Consider the following 19,740-nt stretch of genomic DNA (forward strand, 5'->3'; position numbering starts at 1 on the left):
GGGAGATCACCGTGAAAAAAGAAGTCATCGAAGTGCCGGTCATGTCGGCCAAGGTGCGGGCGCTCGGGCTGCCGTGCTCGACAGCAGTCAGGGCCAACGGCTTCGTGTTCATCTCGGCGACGCCGCCGGTGGACATGGTGACCGGCAAGATGGTGCGCGGCGACATCGAGGTGCAGACCGAGGCGTCGCTGAAGGCGCTGAAGCACTGCCTGGAAGCGGCCGGCACCTCGCTGGACAACGTTGTGATGGTGCGCATCTACGCCGTCAATTCCGGCTTCTACAACGCCATCAACCGGGTCTATGCCAAGTATTTCAGCGTGAACCCGCCGGCGCGCAGTTTCGTGCCGGTGGCGTCTTGGCCGATGGAGTTCGATATCGAGATCGAGTGTGTGGCGGTGGGGTGAGGGAACATGCGCTCGCCCTGTTGTTTCGGGAAAGTGCTGCCAGCGAGGATAGGACATCAATCCTCAACCTAATCAACTAACTAGACCTTCGATCTGCGCCGAAGTGTCGTCTGTTCCTGGTGCTGCTCTATTTGACGTCTCCAGCGGTAGTAAGAGTCCTGCGATCCCTGTTCCCAGAGATGTTTGCACCAGTTGAATTGTCAAATTTACCAGCTAAGGATATGCCTCGGGATTGGGAGGGGAAAATGGCAGAATCCGTCGTACTGGACGCTATGATCACGCGGGATGATTTCGCGGTTCAAGGGCCGAATCTAGAATCTTCTGAGTCGATACGAACACTTTCTATAGAGAATCTAACTGCCTCAGGCATGATAGTTCCTTTGCTAAGAAAGCCGGACTTTCAGAGGGAGACGAATCACTGGACGCCGAAACAGGTTCTGAGTTTCCTTGAGAGCTTTCTGGACAACGAGTTAATACCGTCCATAATTCTATGGAAATCGGATAGCTTCGTTTTCGTTATCGATGGGGGGCATCGACTTAGCGCGCTCCGTGCTTGGATAGAAGACGATTATGGTGATGGTATTATTTCTAACAGGTACTTCTCAAATGAGGTAAGTGTTGGCCAGAGAAAAGTGGCGAATGTCGCAAGAAAATTAATAGAGGAGCGCATTGGAAAATATAGTGTTATTAAAGATGCTCTGATCAATCAAGATGGTCACACTGCGGATCGCGTGCGTCGTGCGAGAAATATGGCGATGCGATCTCTAGACCTTCAATGGGTTAATGGTGATGCGGAGAAAGCTGAGACGAGCTTTTTTAAGATCAATACCCAAGGTACTCCGCTTGATAAATCTGAGGAGTTGCTGCTACGAAATCGCCATCGATCTGTCGCAATTGCCGCTCGCTCCATTGTTCGTGCCGCTACTGGGCACAAGTATTGGTCGAAATTTCTCCCCGATACTCGATCTCAAATCGAACAGAATGCCAAATTTCTGCACCACGCTCTATTTAATCCCGAGGTGGACAACCCAATTAAAACACTAGATCTCCCTTTGGGAGGGTCGAAGTCGCCGATAAATGCGCTTGAACTCCTTATGAGTCTGATTGCCGTGACCAATGGTCGTCAGGGTATTAGTAAGAAGGATGTGAAAGATTTTGAAGACGATCCGTCTGGCGAGAAAACAATTGAGGTTTTGAGGGACTGTGCTCGGGTTGTCGAGCGAGTTTCCGGAAATAACGCTGCGAGCCTTGGGCTGCACCCCGCTGTTTATTTCTACTCAGAGCGGGGTCGCCATATACCCGATCTCTTAATTGGAATCCTGCTGTTATTTCGGCGGAAAATCGAGAACAACGATCCGAGCTTCTTTAAAAAATTTATCAAAGCTAGAGGTGAAATGGAGAGTTATCTTGTTGAAAATAAGGGGCTTATTACCCAGGCTTTACAGTTGGCGCGGAGCGCGGTTCGGTTTGAGCGCGTAGCTGCTCTATATGAGTTTCTTATTGATGAGATCAACGCTGGTCGACCTATCGATGACGAGAAGATGATCACAGTGGTTGCGCCTGGCGCTGTTTCGAAAATTCTGGCAGTCGCGCAGAATAGTGCTGGCCAGTCGTTTTCAGCCGACGCGAAGTCAACGATCTTCATACGCCAATCACTTCAGGGTGCCATGAAATGCAGCATCTGTTCAGGTTATCTTGATCCGACGAAATCGGCTTCGTTTGATCATATAGTTCGGAAGCAGGAGGGTGGGTTAGGCTTTGCGGAGAACGGGCAAATCGTTCACCCGTATTGTAACACCGCCATAAAAAATTGATCTCAAGGGAAAGTTCGCTTGGAGGCTTGCGGCGGCGGCGTCTTCTCTCAGTTGCGTGGCAATCGGCTCGGCCACTTCGAGCAAGCGCTGCGTGCCCGAGATGGCCAGCCCCCCGGAAGCCCAGGCGACTTCGGCTGCTTCGCGCTAAGTTAGAATCAGACCCGATCGAATGGGTAAACGATGGATATCACCACTGATCAACGCGACGCATGGTCAAAGCGGCCTGAGAATCGTGAATGGGAATCGATTATTGCTCCCTACTACAAACGACCTGACGGCGTTGCAGACTTAGAGGCGCTTCATGGGATAGCACGCCTCAACGGACTAGCGGATACACGTTCCAGATACGACCAGCTAAACGCTGGGCAGGTCGCAATGAATATCAGAAACCGGCTTCGAGTTCTGTGGAAGCAAGGTGTTTTGAAACTACCAAAGTAACCGACGCCGCCTGTCCGTTGTGCCGCTGACCTTTTGGATACGAGTGGCGCTGCCCCTCATCTGCCTGCCGGCATCTTCTCCCCGTTGAACGGGGAGAAGGGAGCTAATCGCTCAAGCAAAATACTCCTGTAGCGGCCTGACCTCCAGGCTCCCTGCCTTCAGCGCCGCAATCGCTTCCGCCACCGCAGCAGCCCCTGGCAGCGTCGTATAATACGGCACCTTCTGCATCAGCGTGGCCCGACGCAGTGACTTGGAGTCGGACACCGCTTTCTGGCCATCCGTCGTGTTGAAGACGATCTGCACCTGGCGGTTGCGGATGGCGTCTTCGATGTGGGGGCGGCCTTCCAGCACCTTGTTTATTTTCTCGGCGATGCCTTGCAACACGGTCGCAGTTTGCCTGTGCTGTGTGCCGGCATTAGGCTGCCATATTCATGGGCGGCCGCGATGGCGGCACGCGGCAAGGGCTGACGATGCTTGAGGAGCCGGAGCGATGAGCCCGAGCCCGCTACGCGTGGCGGTCGTTGGCGGCGGTATCGGCGGCGCCGCCGCTGCCGCCGCCCTGCTTCAACGCGGCATCGACGTCCGTCTTTACGAGCAGGCGACGGCCCTGGCCGAGGTCGGCGTCGGCGTCGTGATCCAACCGAACGGTGTCCGGATGCTTCGGCGGCTCGGCCTCGGTGACGAATTGATCCGATCGGGGGCCAGATGGATCGACCCACAGTTTCGTCGCGCCGATGGATCCTATGCGGCGGCGATGTGGCCCCCCGCGCTTGCCAGCCAAATCGAGTTCTACGGCATGCACCGCGCCGATTTGCTGGCAATGTTCGTCGACCGGCTACCTGCCGAAATTGTGAAGGCCGGCCATCGATGTATCGGCTTCGAACAGGACGATGAGCAGGCCGTCATCACTTTCGCAAATGGTTTGCGCACCACGGCTGACGTCGTGATCGCGGCTGACGGCATCCATTCTACCCTTCAGCAGTTCGTAGTTGCCCCGTCCGCCCCGCTCTATTCGGGATCGGTCGCCTATCGAGGGGTGATCCCGGCGGCTGGTGTCTCGTGGCCGCCTGGAGCGATGCGCAACTGGCTTGGTGCAGGCAAGCATTTTCTCGTCTATCCGGTGCGCGCCGGCCTGCTCATCAACTACGTCGGCTTTGTGACGACTGACGAGCCGATGAAGGAGTCATGGTCGGCACGGGGCGACCCCTCCGCCCTTGCCCGGGAGTTCGCTGGCTGGGACCCCATGGTTGAGACGGTCATTGCCCAACTGAAAACGACGTTTCGGTGGGGCCTGTTCGATCGTGAGCCGCTCGCAACCTGGACTCGCGGACGCCTGACCCTGCTGGGCGACGCCGCCCACCCAATGCTGCCGCATTTGGGACAAGGAGCCAATCAGGCCATCGAAGACGCAGTTGCCTTGGCGACCGTGCTGAGCCACGCAGACCGCAAGTCAGCCCCACGGGCGTTGCTGATTTACGAGCAGCTGCGGCGCGAGCGGACTGCCGGCGTCCAGCGCATGGCGCGCGTGAGTGGTGCTCGCTATGACGCCAGCGGCAATTTGCATGCCCGCGACCGCAAGCTTGATGCTCAGCCGCAGGAACGTGCCTGGGTGTGGAATTACGACGCCGATGCCGAAGCCGAGGCGGCCGCCGCTTCGCTTTAGGCAAAATATTCCTGCAGCGGCCGCACCTCGAGGTTCCCCGCCTTCAGCGCCGCAATCGCCTCAGCCACAGCAGCCGCCCCAGACAGCGTCGTATAATACGGCACCTTCTGCATCAGCGTCGCCCGGCGCAGCGATTTTGAGTCCGACACCGCTTTCTGGCCGTCCGTGGTGTTGAAGACGATCTGGACCTGGCGGTTGCGGATGGCGTCTTCGATGTGGGGACGTCCCTCGAGCACCTTGTTGATCTTCTGGGCGTCGACGCCGTTTTCGGCGAGGAAGCGGGCGGTGCCGGACGTCGCCAGCACCTTGAAGCCCTGGCCGGCAAGGCGCTTGACCGCCGGCAATATGCCCTTCTTGTCCTCGTCGCGCACCGAGACGAACAGCGTGCCGGAGCGTGGCAGGTCGACGCCGGCGCCGAGCTGGCTCTTGGCAAAGGCCAGCGCAAAGTCGCGGTCGAGGCCCATGACCTCGCCGGTCGAGCGCATTTCCGGGCCGAGCAATATGTCGACGCCGGGGAAGCGGGCGAAGGGGAAGACGGCTTCCTTGACCGCGATGTGGCCGGGGTTTCTGGGGTCCGGCATGGCGCCGTAATGGGCGAAGGCGTCTTCCAGCTTCTCGCCGGCCATGATGCGGGCGGCGATTTTCGCGATGGGCCGGCCGATGGTCTTGGCGACGAAGGGCACGGTGCGCGACGCCCGCGGGTTGACCTCCAGCACATAGACGGTGCCGTCCTTGATCGCGTACTGCACGTTCATCAGGCCGCCGACATTGAGCGCGCGGGCGAGCGCTGCCGTCTGGCGCTCCAGTTCGTCGACCAGGTCCGAAGGCAGCGAGTGAACGGGGAGCGAGCAGGCGCTGTCACCGGAATGGATGCCGGCCTCTTCGATGTGTTCGAGAATGCCTGACACAAAGGTCGACGTGCCGTCGCAGAGGCAGTCGACATCGACCTCGATGGCGCCACTGAGATAGGTGTCGAACAGCAGCGGGTTCTTGCCCAGCAGCGTGTTGATCTGGCCGGTCTTGTCGTTGGGGTATTTCTGCTTGATGTCCTCCGGCACCAGGCCGGGCACGGTGTCGAGCAGGTAAGACTGCAGCATGCCCTCGTCATGGATGATCTGCATGGCGCGGCCGCCGAGCACATAGGACGGGCGCACCACCAGCGGGAAGCCGAGCTCGCCGGCGACGAGGCGAGCCTGCTCGACCGAATAGGCGATGCCGTTCTTCGGCTGGGTCAGGTTCAGCTTGTGCAGCAGCTTCTGGAAGCGGTCGCGGTCTTCGGCGAGATCGATCATGTCGGGTGACGTGCCCAGGATCGGAATGCCGGCCTTCTCCAGCGCGTCGGCGAGCTTCAGCGGCGTCTGGCCGCCGAACTGGACGATGACGCCGACCAGTTCGCCCGAGGCCTGTTCCGCGCGCAGGATCTCCAGCACGTCCTCCGCCGTCAGCGGCTCGAAATAGAGCCGGTCGGAGGTGTCGTAGTCGGTCGACACCGTCTCGGGGTTGCAGTTGATCATGATCGCTTCATAGCCGGCGTCGCGCAGCGCGAAGGCGGCATGGCAGCAGCAATAGTCGAACTCGATGCCCTGGCCGATGCGGTTCGGACCGCCGCCGAGGATGACGACCTTCTTGCGCGACGAGACCTGCGCCTCGTTGGCAAGCGCGCCGGCGAAGGGCACTTCATAGGTCGAGTACATGTAGGCGGTGGGCGAGGCGAACTCGGCGGCGCAGGTGTCGATGCGCTTATAAACAGGATGAACGTCGAGCTTTTCGCGAATCTTCTGAATCACTTCGGCGTCGGTCTTCGTCAGCGACGCGAGGCGGGCGTCGGAGAAGCCCATCGCCTTCAGCATGCGCAGATTGACGGCGTCTTGCGGAATGCCGTGCTCGCGGATGCGGGCTTCCATGGCGAGAATGCCGGCGATCTGCTCGAGGAACCACGGGTCGATCTTGCACATGGCGTGCACGTCTTCGAGCGAGGTGCCCATGCGGATCGCCTGCGCCACCATGCGCAGCCGGTCGGGCGTCGGCGTGCCCAGTGCTGCACGGATAGCGTTGCGGTCGTCGGCGTGATTGGCAATTGCGGCACCATGGCCGAGACCGGGGATCTCGATCTCGTCGAGGCCTGTGAGGCCGGTCTCGAGGCCACGCAGCGCCTTCTGCAAGGACTCCTGGAAAGTGCGGCCGATGGCCATGACTTCGCCGACCGACTTCATGGCGGTGGTCAGCACCGGCTCGGCGCCGGGGAATTTCTCGAAGGCAAAGCGCGGGATTTTCGTCACGACGTAATCGATCGACGGCTCGAACGAGGCGGGGGTGGCGCCGCCGGTGATGTCGTTCTCCAGCTCGTCCAGCGTGTAGCCGACAGCGAGTTTTGCAGCGATCTTGGCGATGGGGAAACCGGTCGCCTTCGAAGCCAGCGCAGACGAGCGCGAGACGCGCGGGTTCATCTCGATGACGACGAGGCGGCCATCGGCCGGGTTGACGGCGAACTGCACGTTGGAGCCGCCGGTCTCGACGCCGATCTCGCGCAGCACCGCGATCGAGGCGTTGCGCATCATCTGGTATTCTTTATCGGTGAGCGTCAGGGCAGGGGCGACGGTGATCGAGTCGCCGGTGTGCACGCCCATCGGGTCGATGTTCTCGATCGAGCAGACGATGATGCAATTGTCCGCCTTGTCGCGGACGACCTCCATCTCATACTCCTTCCAGCCGAGCACGCTCTCCTCGATCAGCACTTCGGTGGTCGGCGAGGCGTCGAGGCCGGACTGGACGATGTCGTAGAATTCGGCGCGGTTATAGGCGATGCCGCCGCCGGTGCCACCCATGGTGAAGGACGGGCGGATGATGGCGGGCAAGCCGACATGGTCGAGCGCCTGGGCGGCGATCGCCATGCCATGGCTGATGTAGCGCTGCTTGCGGTCGCCTTCGCCGAGGTTCCAGCGGGTTTCCAATGCATCGAGCGCGGCGTCGAGATCGGCAGGCGCCTCGGCCTTGACCGCGGCGCGTTCGGCCTCATGCATCTTGCGGTCGGTGTTCTTGACGTCGGTGGCGTTGGCCAGCATCGACTTCGGCGTCTCCAGGCCGATCTTCTTCATCGCCTCGCGAAACAGCGCCCGGTCCTCGGCCTTGTCGATTGCCGTGGCGTCGGCGCCGATCATCTCGACATTGTAGCGCTCGAGCACGCCCATGCGGCGCAGCGACAAAGCGGTGTTGAGCGCGGTCTGGCCGCCCATGGTCGGCAGCAGCGCATCGGGCCGCTCTTTGGCGATGATCTTGGCGACGACTTCCGGGGTGATCGGCTCGATATAGGTGGCGTCGGCCAGTTCCGGATCGGTCATGATGGTGGCCGGATTGGAATTGACCAGGATGACACGGAAGCCCTCTTCCTTCAGCGCCTTGCAGGCCTGGGTGCCGGAATAGTCGAACTCGCAGGCCTGGCCGATGACGATGGGGCCGGCCCCGATGATCAGGATCGACTTGATGTCGGTGCGTCTTGGCATCGTTGTGAGTTCCGTTCGGCGAGCGGCTTGCACGAAAAACCGGGACGGGAAGACCCGGCCGGTTGTGCTTGCGATTCTGGTATCAGGCTAGGAGGGCCTTATAGGGAAGAGTTTTGGGAGATGTAACCCCGAAAATGAGGGATTGTGGGGCTGCCGACACTCAAACGCGATCCGTCGCACCCCCCTCTGCCCTGCCGGGCATCTCCCCCTCAAGGGGGGAGATTGGATAGTCACTTCGGCTTTTGCCAATTTTCAATGCTGAAGAAGGGGAGCCGGCATCAAAGCTGCCAATCTCCCTCCTTGAGGGGGAGATGTCCGGCAGGACAGAGGGGGGTGCTGTCCCGCCGGCGTTCGAGGCTCAAGCTAACCTCCGGTCGCGACGGCGTCGGTAATCTCGAAGCGTTCCGAGGCGCCGATGCGGATCATGTTCAAGCTGCCCTCGCGGGTGAAGCGGAATTCGTCGGGAGAGTCCGAGCCGACAGGCAGGCCGCCATGAAAGCTGATGATGCGCGTTCCGCCATCCGGCCAGGTCACGGTCACCGCGCTGTCGCCGCCGGTAGGGGCGACGCTTATCTGGCACTGCATCATCGGCTCGCCGACATGGCGGGCGCAGGGGACGCCCGGGGCGGGCGGGAAAGGGGATGGTTCGACCGCCGCGAAGGCCAGGCCATAGGCGTCCTCCATGGCGGTCCTGCCGATTGCGTCGGCGGATTTCGGCGCGCCGCGATCGGCCGGCGCATCCTCGCCGAGCCGCGCCTTCAGGTCGGGCGGCGGTGCGGTAGGGGCAGCCGGCGCCGACGCAGCGGGAGGGGAGGGCATCGCAGTCTCGGCGGCTGGTACCGCTCCGCTGACGGCATCTGGTGTCTGGCCAGCTTGTGGTGTCGTGTCGTCCGGCGTCTGGCCGGCATTGGCGACGGTGGGCGCATCCGCCGGCTGGTCGGATTCGGGCACGGTCGCCGGATTGACGGGGATGAGATAGCGCGCCGGCGCCCAGCCGGTGACGGCGGGATTGTCTGAGACAATCTTGCACCACGGATGTCCGTCAATGTCGTTGCAGCCGAGGTTGCGCACGCTCGCACCGGCAGCCACCCGCGCCTCGGTCTTGCCCATCGGCGATGGCTTGGCGCGAATGTTGAGCAGATCGTCGGGGGCAAGCCCGGTGACGATGGAGATGAAGGGCACTTCTTCGGCGTGGGCCGGGACAACAGCCAGCCATGCCGCCGTCAGCAGCGGAGCGGCAATCAGCGCATGCAAACTTGTTTGGAGCTTAGCTATGCGCCTCATCATTGGCCGTGCGCTGATACTCTGTACCTTTTACGCAATTCCGGACGGAAAACCGTTTCACACTTTTCCTGGAATTGCTCTAGCCGCGGCAGGTCGGACCCCGTCGCATGCCCGGGCGGTTTTATAAGGGACGATACGGCGCCATGTAAGTCCGAAAATGCGTCCGATCTTTGGTGCCGGGAGGGGGCAGGACACGGCTATGCGGTCAGACGGAGACTTGCCAAGAGGGTTTGGGCATGAAGCCGGTTCGCAGCGCATGCGCCCATTCCGGCCGTCCCGCCTGTTCGGCCTGCCTGGCCGCCGCTTCGTGGTCGTAGTCGACGGCGATGCTCTCGAAACGGTCGGGTCCTTCGCCAAGCGTGACGATGCCGTAGCGCGCATGCGGGCTGCCTTGCTCCGAAACATGCGCTGGCGGGGTGTCGTCGTCATAGGCGGGGGCGCCGACGCTAGCGGGATTGAAGATCACCGGCCCGCCGGGGATATGGATCAACTCCGCGCGGTGGCTATGGCCGCACAGTACGATGCGGCAGGCGGGGTCGAGCCCTTTCAGCCGCCGCTCGATAGCGGCAAGCGGCGCGCGCATCAGCTGGCCATCGACGATCGCATCGAGCAGATATTTCTCGTCATGGTCGGGCCGCGCGTGGAAAGCGACCACGCCCGGAATGATCTCCAGCGTGAAGGGCAGAGCGAACAGTGCTTCGCGCTGCGCCGCCGTCAGCCGTTCCTGGGCATAGCGGTCGGAGGCCCACATTGTGTCGTCGGCCGGATCGACGGCGACGCGGCGGTCATGGTTGCCGCGCACCGTCGGCAGGTCGAGCGCTTCGAGCCGCTCGAACGTCTCGCGCGGCCACAGCGGCCCGGAAACGCAATCGCCGAGATTGATGGTGAGATCGGCGCCGCCGCGCCGCTCGAGATCGGCGAGCACGGCATCCAGTGCCAGCACATTGCCATGGATGTCGGCGAGAACGGCAATGCGCATGCGGCGGGCTCCGGTGGGTCGATATGCGCCATAGCAGTGCTACGTAGAGCACTCCAGCGTTCTCTACGATCCTGCTTGTTTCTCCAGAGGTGTTTGGCGCGCGACCAGACTTCGGCCCGATGCTGCTTCAGTCGATAGAAAGGGTGCTTAACCCATGACAAACTTGGTGCTAGAAAAAATATAGTAATAGATTAAGTTAAGATCATAACCGATGTAAATGGCAAGCGTTCAGGCAAAGAAGTTCGCGTTGAATATGCTGGGGTGAAGCATGAGACTGCCGATTATTTTGTCCTTTATCATCGCGGCGTCCTTGTCCATGGCGTGGGCTACTATGGATCTAGCACTATGGTTTTGAAGAATTGCCAAATAAGATACAATCCGTTTACGGGACAAAAAATTACCGGCGCTGACAAGTCTGTTTTGATGAAGCAGGGTGTTTTCATCGGCGGGGGCTGCGGCGCCACCCCAAGCGAGATCTCTCTAGCGTCGGTACAGGGTAAGAAAGCAACGTCCAAAGATCAGTTTGACAAGTTGAAGGAGCTTCTTGCCAATCAGTGATATTTCTTGCAATCTGTGAAGACGGTAGAGGGCAGGAAAATGACTCCGACAAGATACTTATTTACGCTTGTTGCTTTCTTGATGTTCACTTCGGCCGCTTGTGCGGACCAATGTTCGGTGCTTGGCCCGGCATCCGTCAAAATCCTCGATAGCCCGGATGGTCAGGAAACTGGATCCGCCGCGGGCGGGCTGACTGTTTATGCAACCGTGCTGGACGACAGCAAGGACTGGGCATCGATTACCGATTTTCAAGGATGGCAGCTGGGTGTCGTTCGCCTGGATTCCTTGAAGTGCACCGCGCCCATTGTCGACAAGAACTATCCCCTTATTCTCGACCAGAAACAGCTGCGCAAGATCGGCTTTAACTTTGGGTCCCCCAGGAAAGGCGAGGCTGAGTGCTTTAGCAACGGCGATGGAATAGCCAGCCTAGCCATCTCGAAGGAGAAAGCTGCGAAACTCAAGAAACTGGGAATTGATTTCAAGGCCTTTTGCGTGGCGACCCGAACCGACGGGCTGAAGTTCGATCCAGAAACAGGCAAGCGTCTCATAACCTTTGTCGCCAGCGAAAATTTGCCGGACTCTCCGTTCGAGTTCCCCCTGGAAGTGCCGACATGTCTTGGCCATGGCAAGGTGACCCTTACCGATATCGGTGCGGATCTTTCCCTGAGCGCCTGCGGGATCCGCTTCAATCCATTCACGGGCGGCGCAATTACAGAAGCTGACAAGGCTCTGCTGGCTACCTCAGGAATAAGGATTAGCGGTGAAGCCGGTCCGGAACCGAGCGAGGCTTCCTTGGCCTCCATCAGAGGCAAGACGCCGGTGAGCCCTGCTGATTTGACGGAACTGATTGCCAAGCTCAAATAGGATCAGCCGATGGCGAATTCGCGGGGATACCCTCGACAGACCGGATTTTTTCCCTCGTCTTTCTTGCCTCCGCCAGATTTCCAGCATCCTGGAATTCAGCAATTGCCTCGGAGAGATATTTTCTTGCTGCCTCGAGCGATTCCGGATCGCCAGTCAGCGCATGTTTCTGGAGATATGCCATGCCGAGGCTGTCCTTGACATAGGCCTGATTCCTCGTGCCGCCGATCTCGCTTGCCCCGAGGTTTGCTTCATGAAGCTCGCGCAATGCCTCTTCCACTGAAGCAAGGTCTTGTTTGAAGCGACCGTATAACAAGCGTGCATAACCGAGATTGTTCATCGTGGTCGCCCACAAGGCAAGGCTTTCCGCACGTGTCCGTACGGTAAGAGCCATTTCGAACGACTTGATGGATGACAGGAGAAGGTCAGTGTCGGCGCGCTCTTCCGCAATCGCTTGCAGCGCCAGGCCGAGATTATTCTCGACCTTGGCCCATTCGAAGCGGTCGCCGGCAAGTTCCTCGACCGCCAGCGCCGAGCGGTACGCTGCAATCGCCTCGTCGATATCGCTGTCGCGATGGCTTTCCTGCCATCTCTGCTTCAACAGATTGGCAAGGTTCTTCAGAAGCAGGACCCGTTCAACCTGAAATCCGCCGGCGTCGGTTTCGGAAAGAGCGGTTCGAATAATTGTTTCGGCATCTTCCACTGTCCCAGGCAAGCCACGCAGCCGCCCGAGCCTTTCCATCGCGGTTGCTAGATTATTTTGTATGGAGAGCCATTTCTGCAGGTCGTGACCGCGATCGAATACCGTCAACGCGGCTTCGTATGAGCGGATTGCCGCGGACAGTTTTTCCTCATCTTGCGGATAGAGAATCTGCATCGCATTGGCGTAACCGTTCTGCGCTTCGGCACGGACTGTTTCATCTTGCGCTGCCTCGCTGGAAATCAACGCCTGTGCGAAGCTTTGAAGCGCTCGCGCCATGCTTTCCGCCGAGTCGGTGCGGTTCGCGATCTCGAGCAGGGCTTCCGCCTCGCCAAGTTTGCAGGAAGCGGCAAAAGCTGCATCCCACTTTTCTGCCTGTACGAAGGCGTTCGCATAGTTCTTGGCGGCGGCGTGGTGATCAAAAGCGAGGGTCGCGGTCTCGGCGTGCTGGGCATATGTCCATGCCAGTTGCAAGCGGTCGACCTTCAGCTCGTCCTCGCGCCGATCAAGTACGGTTCTGAGTTCATCGGCCCGAGCGCTTGCTCTTGCGCGATAATCCTTAGCCAAGCCAATCGCGCCTTCGGCCTGTGCACGGTCCGCCAGCCCCGACAAGCGCACCAGATCCGGGTCGATACGGACCGGCACTGCTCTTTCGGCCATAAATTTCTTCAAATTGATGGCGCCGGCGCGTAGCTGAGCATCCAGGTCCTCGACGCCTGCCGAGGTGTCGACCTTGAGCTCCTTAAGCATGCCGTAGAGTTGATCGAGCGGCAGCTCATCACGCTTTGCCAGACTCTCGACGAAGCCTCTGGTCGCCAAGGGGGTCGTTGAGATTGTGAGCAGTAACTTGCGCCGCTCAACAAGGATTTCACCGTCTTCGTCGGCGGCTATCGAAGGTGACTTCCCGAAATAAAGGAATCGCCGAAGGTCCTGATTGATCCAGGGCTGCTGGTAGCCCTTTGTCTTCAAATAGACTTCTTCGGTGACCATGCGCATCACCGTACCGAATTCCTCGCCTTGCATGGCCGACAGATGTCTCACCAGGGCTGCTGTATAGGGGCTGTTTCCGCCTTTGGGCCCATCAAGCGCCGTTTTGCCGGGGGCCGCCGCAAAACCGATCACGGTACCGAGGTTGAGCTGGGACGCCGGGCCCTGCTGCTGAAATCGCGGCTCACGCAGACCTCCGGCAGTTATGGTATGGGGCAGCGCTCTGGGATTGACGCGTAACGGTACATCCGGAGGAAATGGATTGTTGCGGCAGGCGTCCAGCACCACGATGACAACCGGAACAGCTTTCCTGAGCCTGGCGATAGTGCCGGATACCGGCACCATCCGATCGGCGGCAGCCTCGAGGGACTCGATATCGGCGTCGACAGGAACCAGGAAGTTTTCGCCCCCCGCCTCGATGCCATGACCTGCGTAGTACAACAAAGCGACGTCGCATCCCGTCGCGTCGTCTGCCAAGTCGCGCAAATCCCGCTCCAGTCTCGCACGGTCGCGGTGCAGCTTCTGCTGTGCGTCGAATCCGAGATCAGTCAACAGTTTGGCGAGTTCGTGCGAGTCGTTTTCGGGATTGGGCAGCTTGGAAATGAACTGATAGTTGCCATTGCCAACGACCAGCGCTACGCCCTTCAGCATTCGCGGATCTCGTTGCTTACACTGGCACGTGCACGCCCCACAACCGTCTCCTCACGACGAAGAACCGTTTCTATCACCGGCGACGCCTGGGCGTCCATCGTCGCCGAGAAGCCTCAGGCTGGCACTTCGATGTCGTGGCCTCCGACCGCGGGCAGGGCAGGGTCGTCGCCAGCCGCGGCGATGACGCTGTCGAGCAGGCCGGGGAAGCGGGCGTCGAGGTCGGCGCGGCGCAGCGTGATCATCCGGTTGGTGCCGACCACTTCGGCGCGGGTGACGCCGGCCTCGCGCAGCCGGGAGCCCCACCCTTGGCTATCGCCGAAGCACTCCATCTGCTAGCGTCCATGCCGTCCAGAGTTCGTCTGGGGAGTATCTGCTCAAGACAGCCTCGGAGGGATCAGGCGATGACCCGCGACCAGATGGTTGCCCACCTTCGCGCCGCCAATGACGTCGCGCGCGAGACTGCCGCGCACGGGCATCATCCTTTCGGCTCTGTGCTCGTCGGCCCCGACGATCGCATCCTGATGCGGCAAGGCAACATCAACACCGTGCGCCACGCCGAAACCGAACTCTCCCGGCGTGCCGCGGAAGCCTATCCGCCGGAATTCCTCTGGTCCTGCACGCTGGTCACAACCGGTGAGCCCTGTGCCATGTGCACGGGAACGCTCTACTGGGCCAATATCGGCCGGCTGGTCTACGGCTACGAGGAGACCAAGCTTCTCGCGCTGACTGGCGACCATGCCGGGAATCCGACGATGAGCCTCTCGTCGCGCACAGTGCTTGGCTCCGGGCAGAAGCCGGTCGAGGTCCACGGTCCTTTCCCCGAGATGGACGAGGAGCTTCTCGCCCCGCATATCGGTTTTTGGCAGCGCTAGGAGCGAACGTGACTTCGTAACCGGTTAGGCCGGCACTTCGATGTCGTGACCTCCGACCGCCGGAAGGGCGGGATCGTCGCCAGCCGCGGCGATGACGCTGTCGAGCAAGCCCGGGAAGCGGGCGTCGAGGTCTGCGCGGCGCAGCGTGATCATCCGGTTGGTGCCGACCACTTCGGCGCGGGTGACGCCGGCCTCGCGCAGTTTGGCCAGGTGATAGCTGAGGTTGGTCTTCGAGCCGAGGTCGAGGAACTGGCTGCAGTTCAGCGCCACGCCTTCCTTGCTGGCGAGATAACGCACGATGGCGAGCCGGGTCGGGTCGCCAAGCACAGCGAGCACGATCGGCAGGCTGATCTGGTCTGTGTTGGGGTGCGGCAAGGTCATGGCCCGAAACTAAGCACAGTCGGTGGCGATTTCAACGCGTCCATCTTGTCCTGCGCATACACAGTGTTTCTCCGTTTCGCGATTGGCCCAATGGCTGTCCTGACACAGGGCTGTCAGCAGGCTTCAGCTATTTTCGTCTGGCTTCATTGACATCATGCCCTGCTATGTCCAATTGTTCAATAACTTTTGAACTAAGGACACCCCAATGGACAAGCGCCTCTTCTGGCTTGCGCTCGGATCGTTCACGATCTCGACTGAAGGTTTCGTCATTTCCAGCTTGCTGCCCGATATCGCCGGCGATGCCGGCATTTCGATTCCGCTCGCCGGCACGCTGATCACCGCCTTTGCGCTCGCCTATGCGATAGGCACGCCGATCCTGGCGACGCTGACCGGCGAATGGGACCGGCGCCGCGTCATTTTGTGGACGCTGGTGTTCTTCGTCATCGGCAATCTGGTGGCAGCGCTGAGCTCGTCCTTCGAGCTGCTGCTCATTGCCCGCATCATCATGGCGCTGTCCTCGGGCCTGTTTGCGGCGACCGCGCAAGGCACGGCGGTGGCGCTGGTCGATGACCACCACCGGGCGCGCGCCATTGCCGTCGTCGTTGGCGGCACCACGGTGGCGGTGGCGCTTGGCGCACCGCTCGGCGCGCTTGTCGCCGCCTTTGCCGGCTGGCGCGGCACCTTCTTTGCCATTGCCGGGCTCGGCGCGCTGGTTGGCGCCATCCTGTGGTACCGGCTGCCGCGCGGCATCGTCGGCACCAGGCTGCCGCTCAGGCGGCGGCTGGCCGCGGCGTTGCGCCCCGGCGTCATGCCGATCCTGTTGACCACGGCGCTCGCCCTGATCGGCGCCTTCTCGGTGTTTTCCTATATCGCGCCGCTGGCCATCCAGAGCGGCGGCTTGAGCCCGCTGGCGCTGCCCGGCATGCTGCTCGCCTTCGGCGTTGGCGCCGTCATCGGCAACATCGCCGGCGGCCAGGCGGCCGACCGGTTCGGCGCGACGCGCACCGTCGGCTGGTCGCTGGCGCTGAGCGCGGCGATGCTGGTCATGCTGTCGGTCGTGCCGACCTTCCTGCCGCAGCATCTCGCCGGGCCGGTGTTGATGGCCATGATGGTGCCGTGGGGCATGGTCGGCTGGGCGTTCCCGCCGGCGCAGGCCAGCCGCATCATCAAGCTGGCGCCCGATGCCGCCCCGATCGTGCTGTCGCTCAACGCCTCGGCGCTCTACCTCGGCGTGGCGCTGGGTGCGGTGGTCGGTGGCGCTGTGCTGCGCTACGGCGTGCCGGCCGATCTCGGCCTGATCGCCGCAATCTTCCCGCTGATCGGGCTTGGCGTGGTGCTGGCCGGCCGCTGGGCGGCCCGGCCGGTCGCTATGCCGGCGGAGTAGAAGTGCTAGCTTTGACGCAATTCCGGACGGAAAACCGCTTCACACTTTTCCTGGAATTGCTCTAGCAGATCTGACTGGCGGCCGCTCTTTCAGCTTGAAGGGGCGGCCGCCGGCACGTCGTAATCCAGCGCCGCGACTTCATCGAGCATGGCGCGCAGGTCCGCCGCTCGTTGCTGGCCGACCAGCGCTTCGAAGCGCTGCTGGGCAAAGCTCCACAATTTTGTCGTCTCCTCGAGCTTGGCGAGGCCTAGGGCTGTCAGCCGCACCCGCTTGACGCGGCGATCGTCCTTGTCGGCGAAGGTGTCGACATAGCCGTCGCGGATCAGCGGCTTCAGCGTGTGGCCGAGCGCCGACAGGTCCATGACCATCTCTTCTGCAATCGTGCCCATCGCCGGCTCGCTGCCGATATAGATCTGGTAGAGCAGGCCGTATTGCGTGCCCTTCAGGCCCGACGGCGCGATCACATCGTCATAAAAGCGGCTGAGCTTGCGCGCGGCGCGCCGCAGCGTGGCGTTGTTGCAAGGGCTGAAGCCCGGCATCGCAGTCTTGTCCATCACGACTCCTCGCCGGCAAAATCGTCGGCCGGCCTGCCGCAGAAATAGTTTCTGCCGCCTCCGTTGACAAGATGGTGGCATATACCTATTTCCCAAATAGTGGTATATGCCACTAATTGGAAATCAGGCGGCGGGACTGGAGATTTCCGTCTCGCAGGGCAGCGAAAAGGAACACGACAATGAGTGGACAGGACAACAAGGGCACCGCAGTCATCACCGGCGCATCGGCCGGCATCGGTGCTGTCTATGCCGACCGGCTGGCAGGGCAGGGCTACGATCTGGTGCTGGTGGCGCGGCGTGCCGACCGGCTCGAGGAACTGGCTGAAAAGCTGCGTTATGCCTACAAGCGCAAGGTCAGCGTGATCGCCGCCGATCTCGCCGACGACAATGATGTGCGCCGCGTCGAAAAGGTCATTTCTGCCGACGAAAGCGTTACACTATTGGTCAACAATGCCGGTATCGGCGGCCAGCAGGTGGTGGCAACCGCCGACGCCGACGAGGCCGAGCGCATGATCAAGGTCAACGTCATCGCCTTGACCCGCCTGACCCGCGCCGTGTTGCCGGGACTTTTGGCGCGCAATCGCGGCGCCATCGTCAACATCGCCTCGGTGCTCGCCTATGAGACCTCGTTCGGCGGCATCTACAGCGGCACCAAAGCCTATGTCGTCAACTTCACCGAGGGGCTGCACCGCGAGGTCGCGGGCACCAATGTGAAGGTGCAGGCTGTATTGCCGGGCGCGACCCGCACCGATTTCTGGGAACTTGCCGGCAGCGACATCGACAATCTGCCGAAGGAAATCATCATGAGCGCCGACGATATGGTCGATGCCGCGCTCGTTGGTCTCGCCAGGGGCGAAGCTGTCACCGTGCCGGCGCTTGCCGATGCGGCCAAGCTCGATACCTTCCTCGGCGCAAGGCAAGCCTTCTACGGCAGCCTGCACGCCGACAAGCCGGCCGCCCGCTACGCGGCTTGAGGGCTGGATGTGGCGGTCGGCGCCTAGGCCGTCGCCACATCGGAATGATCGACGCCGCCAGCACCAGCGCCAGCACGATGTTGAGCGCGCGCCATTGCCATTCGGTCTTGAGCAGCCGCGCCAGCACCATGCCCGCCACGCACCAGATCGACAGCGAGATGGCGGCGGTGAGGCCGAAGGTCGAGCCGAGCAGCAGTGCTAGTTGTCCCGGTCCATCGGCAAGGGCCGCGAACGAGGCCGCCGCACCTAGCCCCATCGCCCAGCCCTTCGGGTTCATCCATTGGATGCCGGCGCCGCCGAAGAAGCTGTTGGGTTTTGCCATCGTCACATCGAGGTTGGGTGGCCCGGCGCGGCCAATCTTGATTGCCAGCCAGATGAGATAGGCCGAGCCGATGATCTTCATCGCCAGCTGCAGCGACGGCATGGCCAGCAGCAGGCCGGCGAGTCCGGCGGCGGCGGCACCGGTCACCGTGGCAAGGCCGGCCGCGCTGCCGGCCATCAGCGGCACAGAGCGGCGAAAGCCGAACTGCGCGCCCGAAGCGGTGGACAGAGTGGTGGCGATACCCGGTGTGGCGGTAGCCACAAAGGCAAACAGGATGAGCGGCAGGATGGGCTGGAGCATGGGGCGTCCTTTGTCAGAGGCCTTATGGTAGACTCCGGCATACTTCAGTAAATGCAATGTTTGCGATGGCTGGCATTAGCAGATATAATGCAAGCCATGATCCGAAACCTCGACACAGCGCTGATCCGCACCTTCGTCACCGTCGCCGACAAGGCCAGCATGACGGCGGCAGCGAATGCGCTGCATTTGACGCAAGGCGCCGTCAGCCAGCAGGTCAAAAGGCTGGAGGAGGCGCTGGGCTGCAGCCTGTTCGAGCGCGACCGGCGCGGCTTGCGGCTGACACGGCCCGGCGAGCGGTTGTTCGGCAAGGCAAAGCGGCTGCTTGGGCTCAATGACGAGATCTGGGCCGAGATGGCGGGCACCGAGGTCGCCGGCCAGGTGCGGCTCGGCGTCCCCTACGACCTTGTCGGTACCTTGCTGGCGCCGGTGCTGAAGGCCTATGCCGAGACCTATCCGCAGGTTGAGATTTCACTGCTCTGCGCAGCCTCGCCGGACCTTACTGCTGCCCTTGCAGCCGGTACCATCGACCTTGCCGTCATCGAGGAACGGGTTGGCCCGTCGGCGGGCGAGTGCCTCGCCATCGACCGGCTGGTCTGGGTCGGCGCCAAGGGCGGCGTCGCCCGCGCCAAGCGGCCGTTGCCGGTGTCGATCGTCGCTGATACCTGCGCCTTCCGTCCGGTGGTGCTATCGGCGCTAAACGAGCATGGTTTGGAATGGCGCACCGTGTTCGAAAACGGCAACATCGACGCGACGACCGCGACGGTGCGCTCCGACCTCGCCGTCACCACGTGGCTGGCCTCCACCGTGCCGGCCGATCTCGACATTCTGCCTTTCGATTCCGGGCTGCCGCCGCTGCCGAATTTTTCGATCAATCTGCATCTGCCAAGGTTCGGCGCGGCGCCGGCCGCGCAGGAGTTTGCACGGTATATCAGGGATGGACTGGCCCGACGGGCGGTGGCGGCTTGAACCTCTCCGAACTTGGGTTTCCTCGCCCCCACAAATGTGGGGGAGAGGTGGCCGCGAAGCGGCAGGAGTGGGGGCCTTCGTAGGGCGAATCCTTGAAGACTCGATCACCATCGCGCCAACCCCCACTCCGTCTCGGCTTCGCCGAGCC

The 19,740-nt window shown here is 61.5% G+C and carries 16 protein-coding genes and 3 pseudogenes; 9 read left to right on the top strand and 10 right to left on the bottom strand.

Features of this window, described 5'->3' with window-relative positions:
- The first annotated feature begins 11 nt into the window (after positions 1 to 11).
- Both AC1D1B_RS14500 and AC1D1B_RS14505 read left to right on the top strand, forming a co-directional pair.
- A complete protein-coding gene (locus AC1D1B_RS14500) occupies positions 12 to 404 on the top strand; it encodes a RidA family protein (RefSeq protein WP_477333174.1) in 393 nt (130 codons plus the stop codon).
- Between the two features lie 245 nt (positions 405 to 649).
- Complete coding sequence (locus tag AC1D1B_RS14505) at positions 650 to 2,218, top strand: DUF262 domain-containing protein (protein WP_477333176.1); 1,569 nt, start codon at positions 650 to 652, stop codon at positions 2,216 to 2,218.
- A 549-nt stretch (positions 2,219 to 2,767) separates the two neighbouring features.
- On the opposite strand, the gene AC1D1B_RS14510 is transcribed toward AC1D1B_RS14505, so the two are convergent.
- Positions 2,768 to 3,085 (bottom strand): hypothetical protein, encoded by a 318-nt coding sequence (locus AC1D1B_RS14510; RefSeq protein ID WP_477333324.1) that lies wholly within the window; start codon positions 3,083 to 3,085, stop codon positions 2,768 to 2,770.
- Positions 3,086 to 3,146: 61 nt separating this feature from the next.
- Between AC1D1B_RS14510 and AC1D1B_RS14515 the strand changes: the two genes are divergently transcribed.
- Complete coding sequence (locus AC1D1B_RS14515) at positions 3,147 to 4,319, top strand: FAD-dependent monooxygenase (RefSeq protein ID WP_477333178.1); 1,173 nt, start codon at positions 3,147 to 3,149, stop codon at positions 4,317 to 4,319.
- Here AC1D1B_RS14515 and carB read toward each other — a convergent pair.
- The 4 genes and pseudogenes from carB to AC1D1B_RS14535 all read right to left on the bottom strand — a co-directional run bounded on the left by carB (position 4,316) and on the right by AC1D1B_RS14535 (position 10,082).
- The gene (gene carB / locus AC1D1B_RS14520; RefSeq protein WP_477333180.1) at positions 4,316 to 7,819 is read right to left on the bottom strand and encodes a carbamoyl-phosphate synthase large subunit; all 3,504 of its coding nucleotides are present in this window, start codon (positions 7,817 to 7,819) and stop codon (positions 4,316 to 4,318) included. The genes AC1D1B_RS14515 and carB overlap by 4 nt on opposite strands.
- Positions 7,820 to 7,997: 178 nt before the next feature.
- Positions 7,998 to 8,153 (bottom strand): annotated as a pseudogene (locus AC1D1B_RS14525) (precorrin-3B synthase); the annotation flags it as partial.
- 29 nt (positions 8,154 to 8,182) lie between these two features.
- On the bottom strand, positions 8,183 to 9,106 hold the full coding sequence (locus tag AC1D1B_RS14530) for an SH3 domain-containing protein (RefSeq protein WP_477333182.1): 924 nt from the start codon (positions 9,104 to 9,106) through the stop codon (positions 8,183 to 8,185).
- A gap of 202 nt (positions 9,107 to 9,308) precedes the next feature.
- Positions 9,309 to 10,082 carry a metallophosphoesterase family protein gene (locus tag AC1D1B_RS14535; protein WP_477333184.1) on the bottom strand — a complete coding sequence of 258 codons (774 nt, stop codon included), beginning with the start codon at positions 10,080 to 10,082 and terminating at the stop codon, positions 9,309 to 9,311.
- A gap of 261 nt (positions 10,083 to 10,343) precedes the next feature.
- Between AC1D1B_RS14535 and AC1D1B_RS14540 the strand changes: the two genes are divergently transcribed.
- Together AC1D1B_RS14540 and AC1D1B_RS14545 are read left to right on the top strand one after the other, a co-directional pair.
- A complete protein-coding gene (locus tag AC1D1B_RS14540; RefSeq protein ID WP_477333186.1) occupies positions 10,344 to 10,640 on the top strand; it encodes a hypothetical protein in 297 nt (98 codons plus the stop codon).
- A gap of 39 nt (positions 10,641 to 10,679) precedes the next feature.
- On the top strand, positions 10,680 to 11,504 hold the full coding sequence (locus tag AC1D1B_RS14545) for a hypothetical protein (RefSeq protein ID WP_477333188.1): 825 nt from the start codon (positions 10,680 to 10,682) through the stop codon (positions 11,502 to 11,504).
- Here the strand turns inward: AC1D1B_RS14545 and AC1D1B_RS14550 are convergent.
- Both AC1D1B_RS14550 and AC1D1B_RS14555 read right to left on the bottom strand, forming a co-directional pair.
- Complete coding sequence (locus tag AC1D1B_RS14550; protein ID WP_477333190.1) at positions 11,497 to 13,839, bottom strand: caspase family protein; 2,343 nt, start codon at positions 13,837 to 13,839, stop codon at positions 11,497 to 11,499. The two genes, AC1D1B_RS14545 and AC1D1B_RS14550, sit on opposite strands and share 8 nt — an antisense overlap.
- Before the next feature lie 113 nt (positions 13,840 to 13,952).
- Positions 13,953 to 14,135 (bottom strand): annotated as a pseudogene (locus tag AC1D1B_RS14555) (ArsR/SmtB family transcription factor); the annotation flags it as partial.
- A 105-nt stretch (positions 14,136 to 14,240) separates the two neighbouring features.
- Between AC1D1B_RS14555 and AC1D1B_RS14560 the strand changes: the two are divergent.
- Positions 14,241 to 14,711 carry a nucleoside deaminase gene (locus tag AC1D1B_RS14560; protein ID WP_477333192.1) on the top strand — a complete coding sequence of 157 codons (471 nt, stop codon included), beginning with the start codon at positions 14,241 to 14,243 and terminating at the stop codon, positions 14,709 to 14,711.
- 24 nt (positions 14,712 to 14,735) lie between these two features.
- Here AC1D1B_RS14560 and AC1D1B_RS14565 read toward each other — a convergent pair whose 3' ends face one another.
- A complete protein-coding gene (locus tag AC1D1B_RS14565) occupies positions 14,736 to 15,092 on the bottom strand; it encodes an ArsR/SmtB family transcription factor (protein WP_477333194.1) in 357 nt (118 codons plus the stop codon).
- 205 nt (positions 15,093 to 15,297) lie between these two features.
- Here AC1D1B_RS14565 and AC1D1B_RS14570 point away from each other — a divergent pair, with 205 nt between their 5' ends.
- The gene (locus AC1D1B_RS14570; protein ID WP_477333196.1) at positions 15,298 to 16,476 is read left to right on the top strand and encodes an MFS transporter; all 1,179 of its coding nucleotides are present in this window, start codon (positions 15,298 to 15,300) and stop codon (positions 16,474 to 16,476) included.
- Between the two features lie 89 nt (positions 16,477 to 16,565).
- Here AC1D1B_RS14570 and AC1D1B_RS14575 read toward each other — a convergent pair whose 3' ends face one another.
- Positions 16,566 to 17,030, bottom strand: a complete 465-nt coding sequence (locus AC1D1B_RS14575) for a MarR family winged helix-turn-helix transcriptional regulator (RefSeq protein ID WP_477333198.1) — start codon at positions 17,028 to 17,030, stop codon at positions 16,566 to 16,568.
- Between the two features lie 179 nt (positions 17,031 to 17,209).
- Here AC1D1B_RS14575 and AC1D1B_RS14580 point away from each other — a divergent pair, with 179 nt between their 5' ends.
- Positions 17,210 to 18,004: an SDR family NAD(P)-dependent oxidoreductase gene (locus tag AC1D1B_RS14580; RefSeq protein ID WP_477333200.1), complete on the top strand. Its 795-nt coding sequence runs from the start codon at positions 17,210 to 17,212 to the stop codon at positions 18,002 to 18,004.
- Between the two features lie 31 nt (positions 18,005 to 18,035).
- Here AC1D1B_RS14580 and AC1D1B_RS14585 read toward each other — a convergent pair.
- Positions 18,036 to 18,626, bottom strand: a pseudogene (locus AC1D1B_RS14585) (LysE family translocator); the annotation flags it as partial.
- 87 nt (positions 18,627 to 18,713) lie between these two features.
- On the opposite strand from AC1D1B_RS14585, the gene AC1D1B_RS14590 reads away from it, so the two are divergent.
- Complete coding sequence (locus AC1D1B_RS14590; protein WP_477333202.1) at positions 18,714 to 19,592, top strand: LysR family transcriptional regulator; 879 nt, start codon at positions 18,714 to 18,716, stop codon at positions 19,590 to 19,592.
- Positions 19,593 to 19,740 lie beyond the last annotated feature (148 nt).

It is taken from the genome of Mesorhizobium sp. P2_C5_2 (assembly GCF_056404535.1).

Coding starts and splice junctions, on each gene's coding strand:
- AC1D1B_RS14570 (WP_477333196.1), top strand. CDS start 15,298: ATGGACAAGCGCCTCTTCTGGCTTGCGCTCGGATCGTTCACGATCTCG.
- AC1D1B_RS14545 (WP_477333188.1), top strand. CDS start 10,680: ATGACTCCGACAAGATACTTATTTACGCTTGTTGCTTTCTTGATGTTC.
- AC1D1B_RS14580 (WP_477333200.1), top strand. CDS start 17,210: ATGAGTGGACAGGACAACAAGGGCACCGCAGTCATCACCGGCGCATCG.
- AC1D1B_RS14505 (WP_477333176.1), top strand. CDS start 650: ATGGCAGAATCCGTCGTACTGGACGCTATGATCACGCGGGATGATTTC.
- AC1D1B_RS14515 (WP_477333178.1), top strand. CDS start 3,147: ATGAGCCCGAGCCCGCTACGCGTGGCGGTCGTTGGCGGCGGTATCGGC.
- AC1D1B_RS14535 (WP_477333184.1), bottom strand. CDS start 10,082: ATGCGCATTGCCGTTCTCGCCGACATCCATGGCAATGTGCTGGCACTG.
- AC1D1B_RS14550 (WP_477333190.1), bottom strand. CDS start 13,839: ATGCTGAAGGGCGTAGCGCTGGTCGTTGGCAATGGCAACTATCAGTTC.
- AC1D1B_RS14590 (WP_477333202.1), top strand. CDS start 18,714: ATGCAAGCCATGATCCGAAACCTCGACACAGCGCTGATCCGCACCTTC.
- AC1D1B_RS14565 (WP_477333194.1), bottom strand. CDS start 15,092: ATGACCTTGCCGCACCCCAACACAGACCAGATCAGCCTGCCGATCGTG.
- AC1D1B_RS14560 (WP_477333192.1), top strand. CDS start 14,241: ATGACCCGCGACCAGATGGTTGCCCACCTTCGCGCCGCCAATGACGTC.
- AC1D1B_RS14530 (WP_477333182.1), bottom strand. CDS start 9,106: ATGATGAGGCGCATAGCTAAGCTCCAAACAAGTTTGCATGCGCTGATT.
- AC1D1B_RS14575 (WP_477333198.1), bottom strand. CDS start 17,030: ATGGACAAGACTGCGATGCCGGGCTTCAGCCCTTGCAACAACGCCACG.
- carB (WP_477333180.1), bottom strand. CDS start 7,819: ATGCCAAGACGCACCGACATCAAGTCGATCCTGATCATCGGGGCCGGC.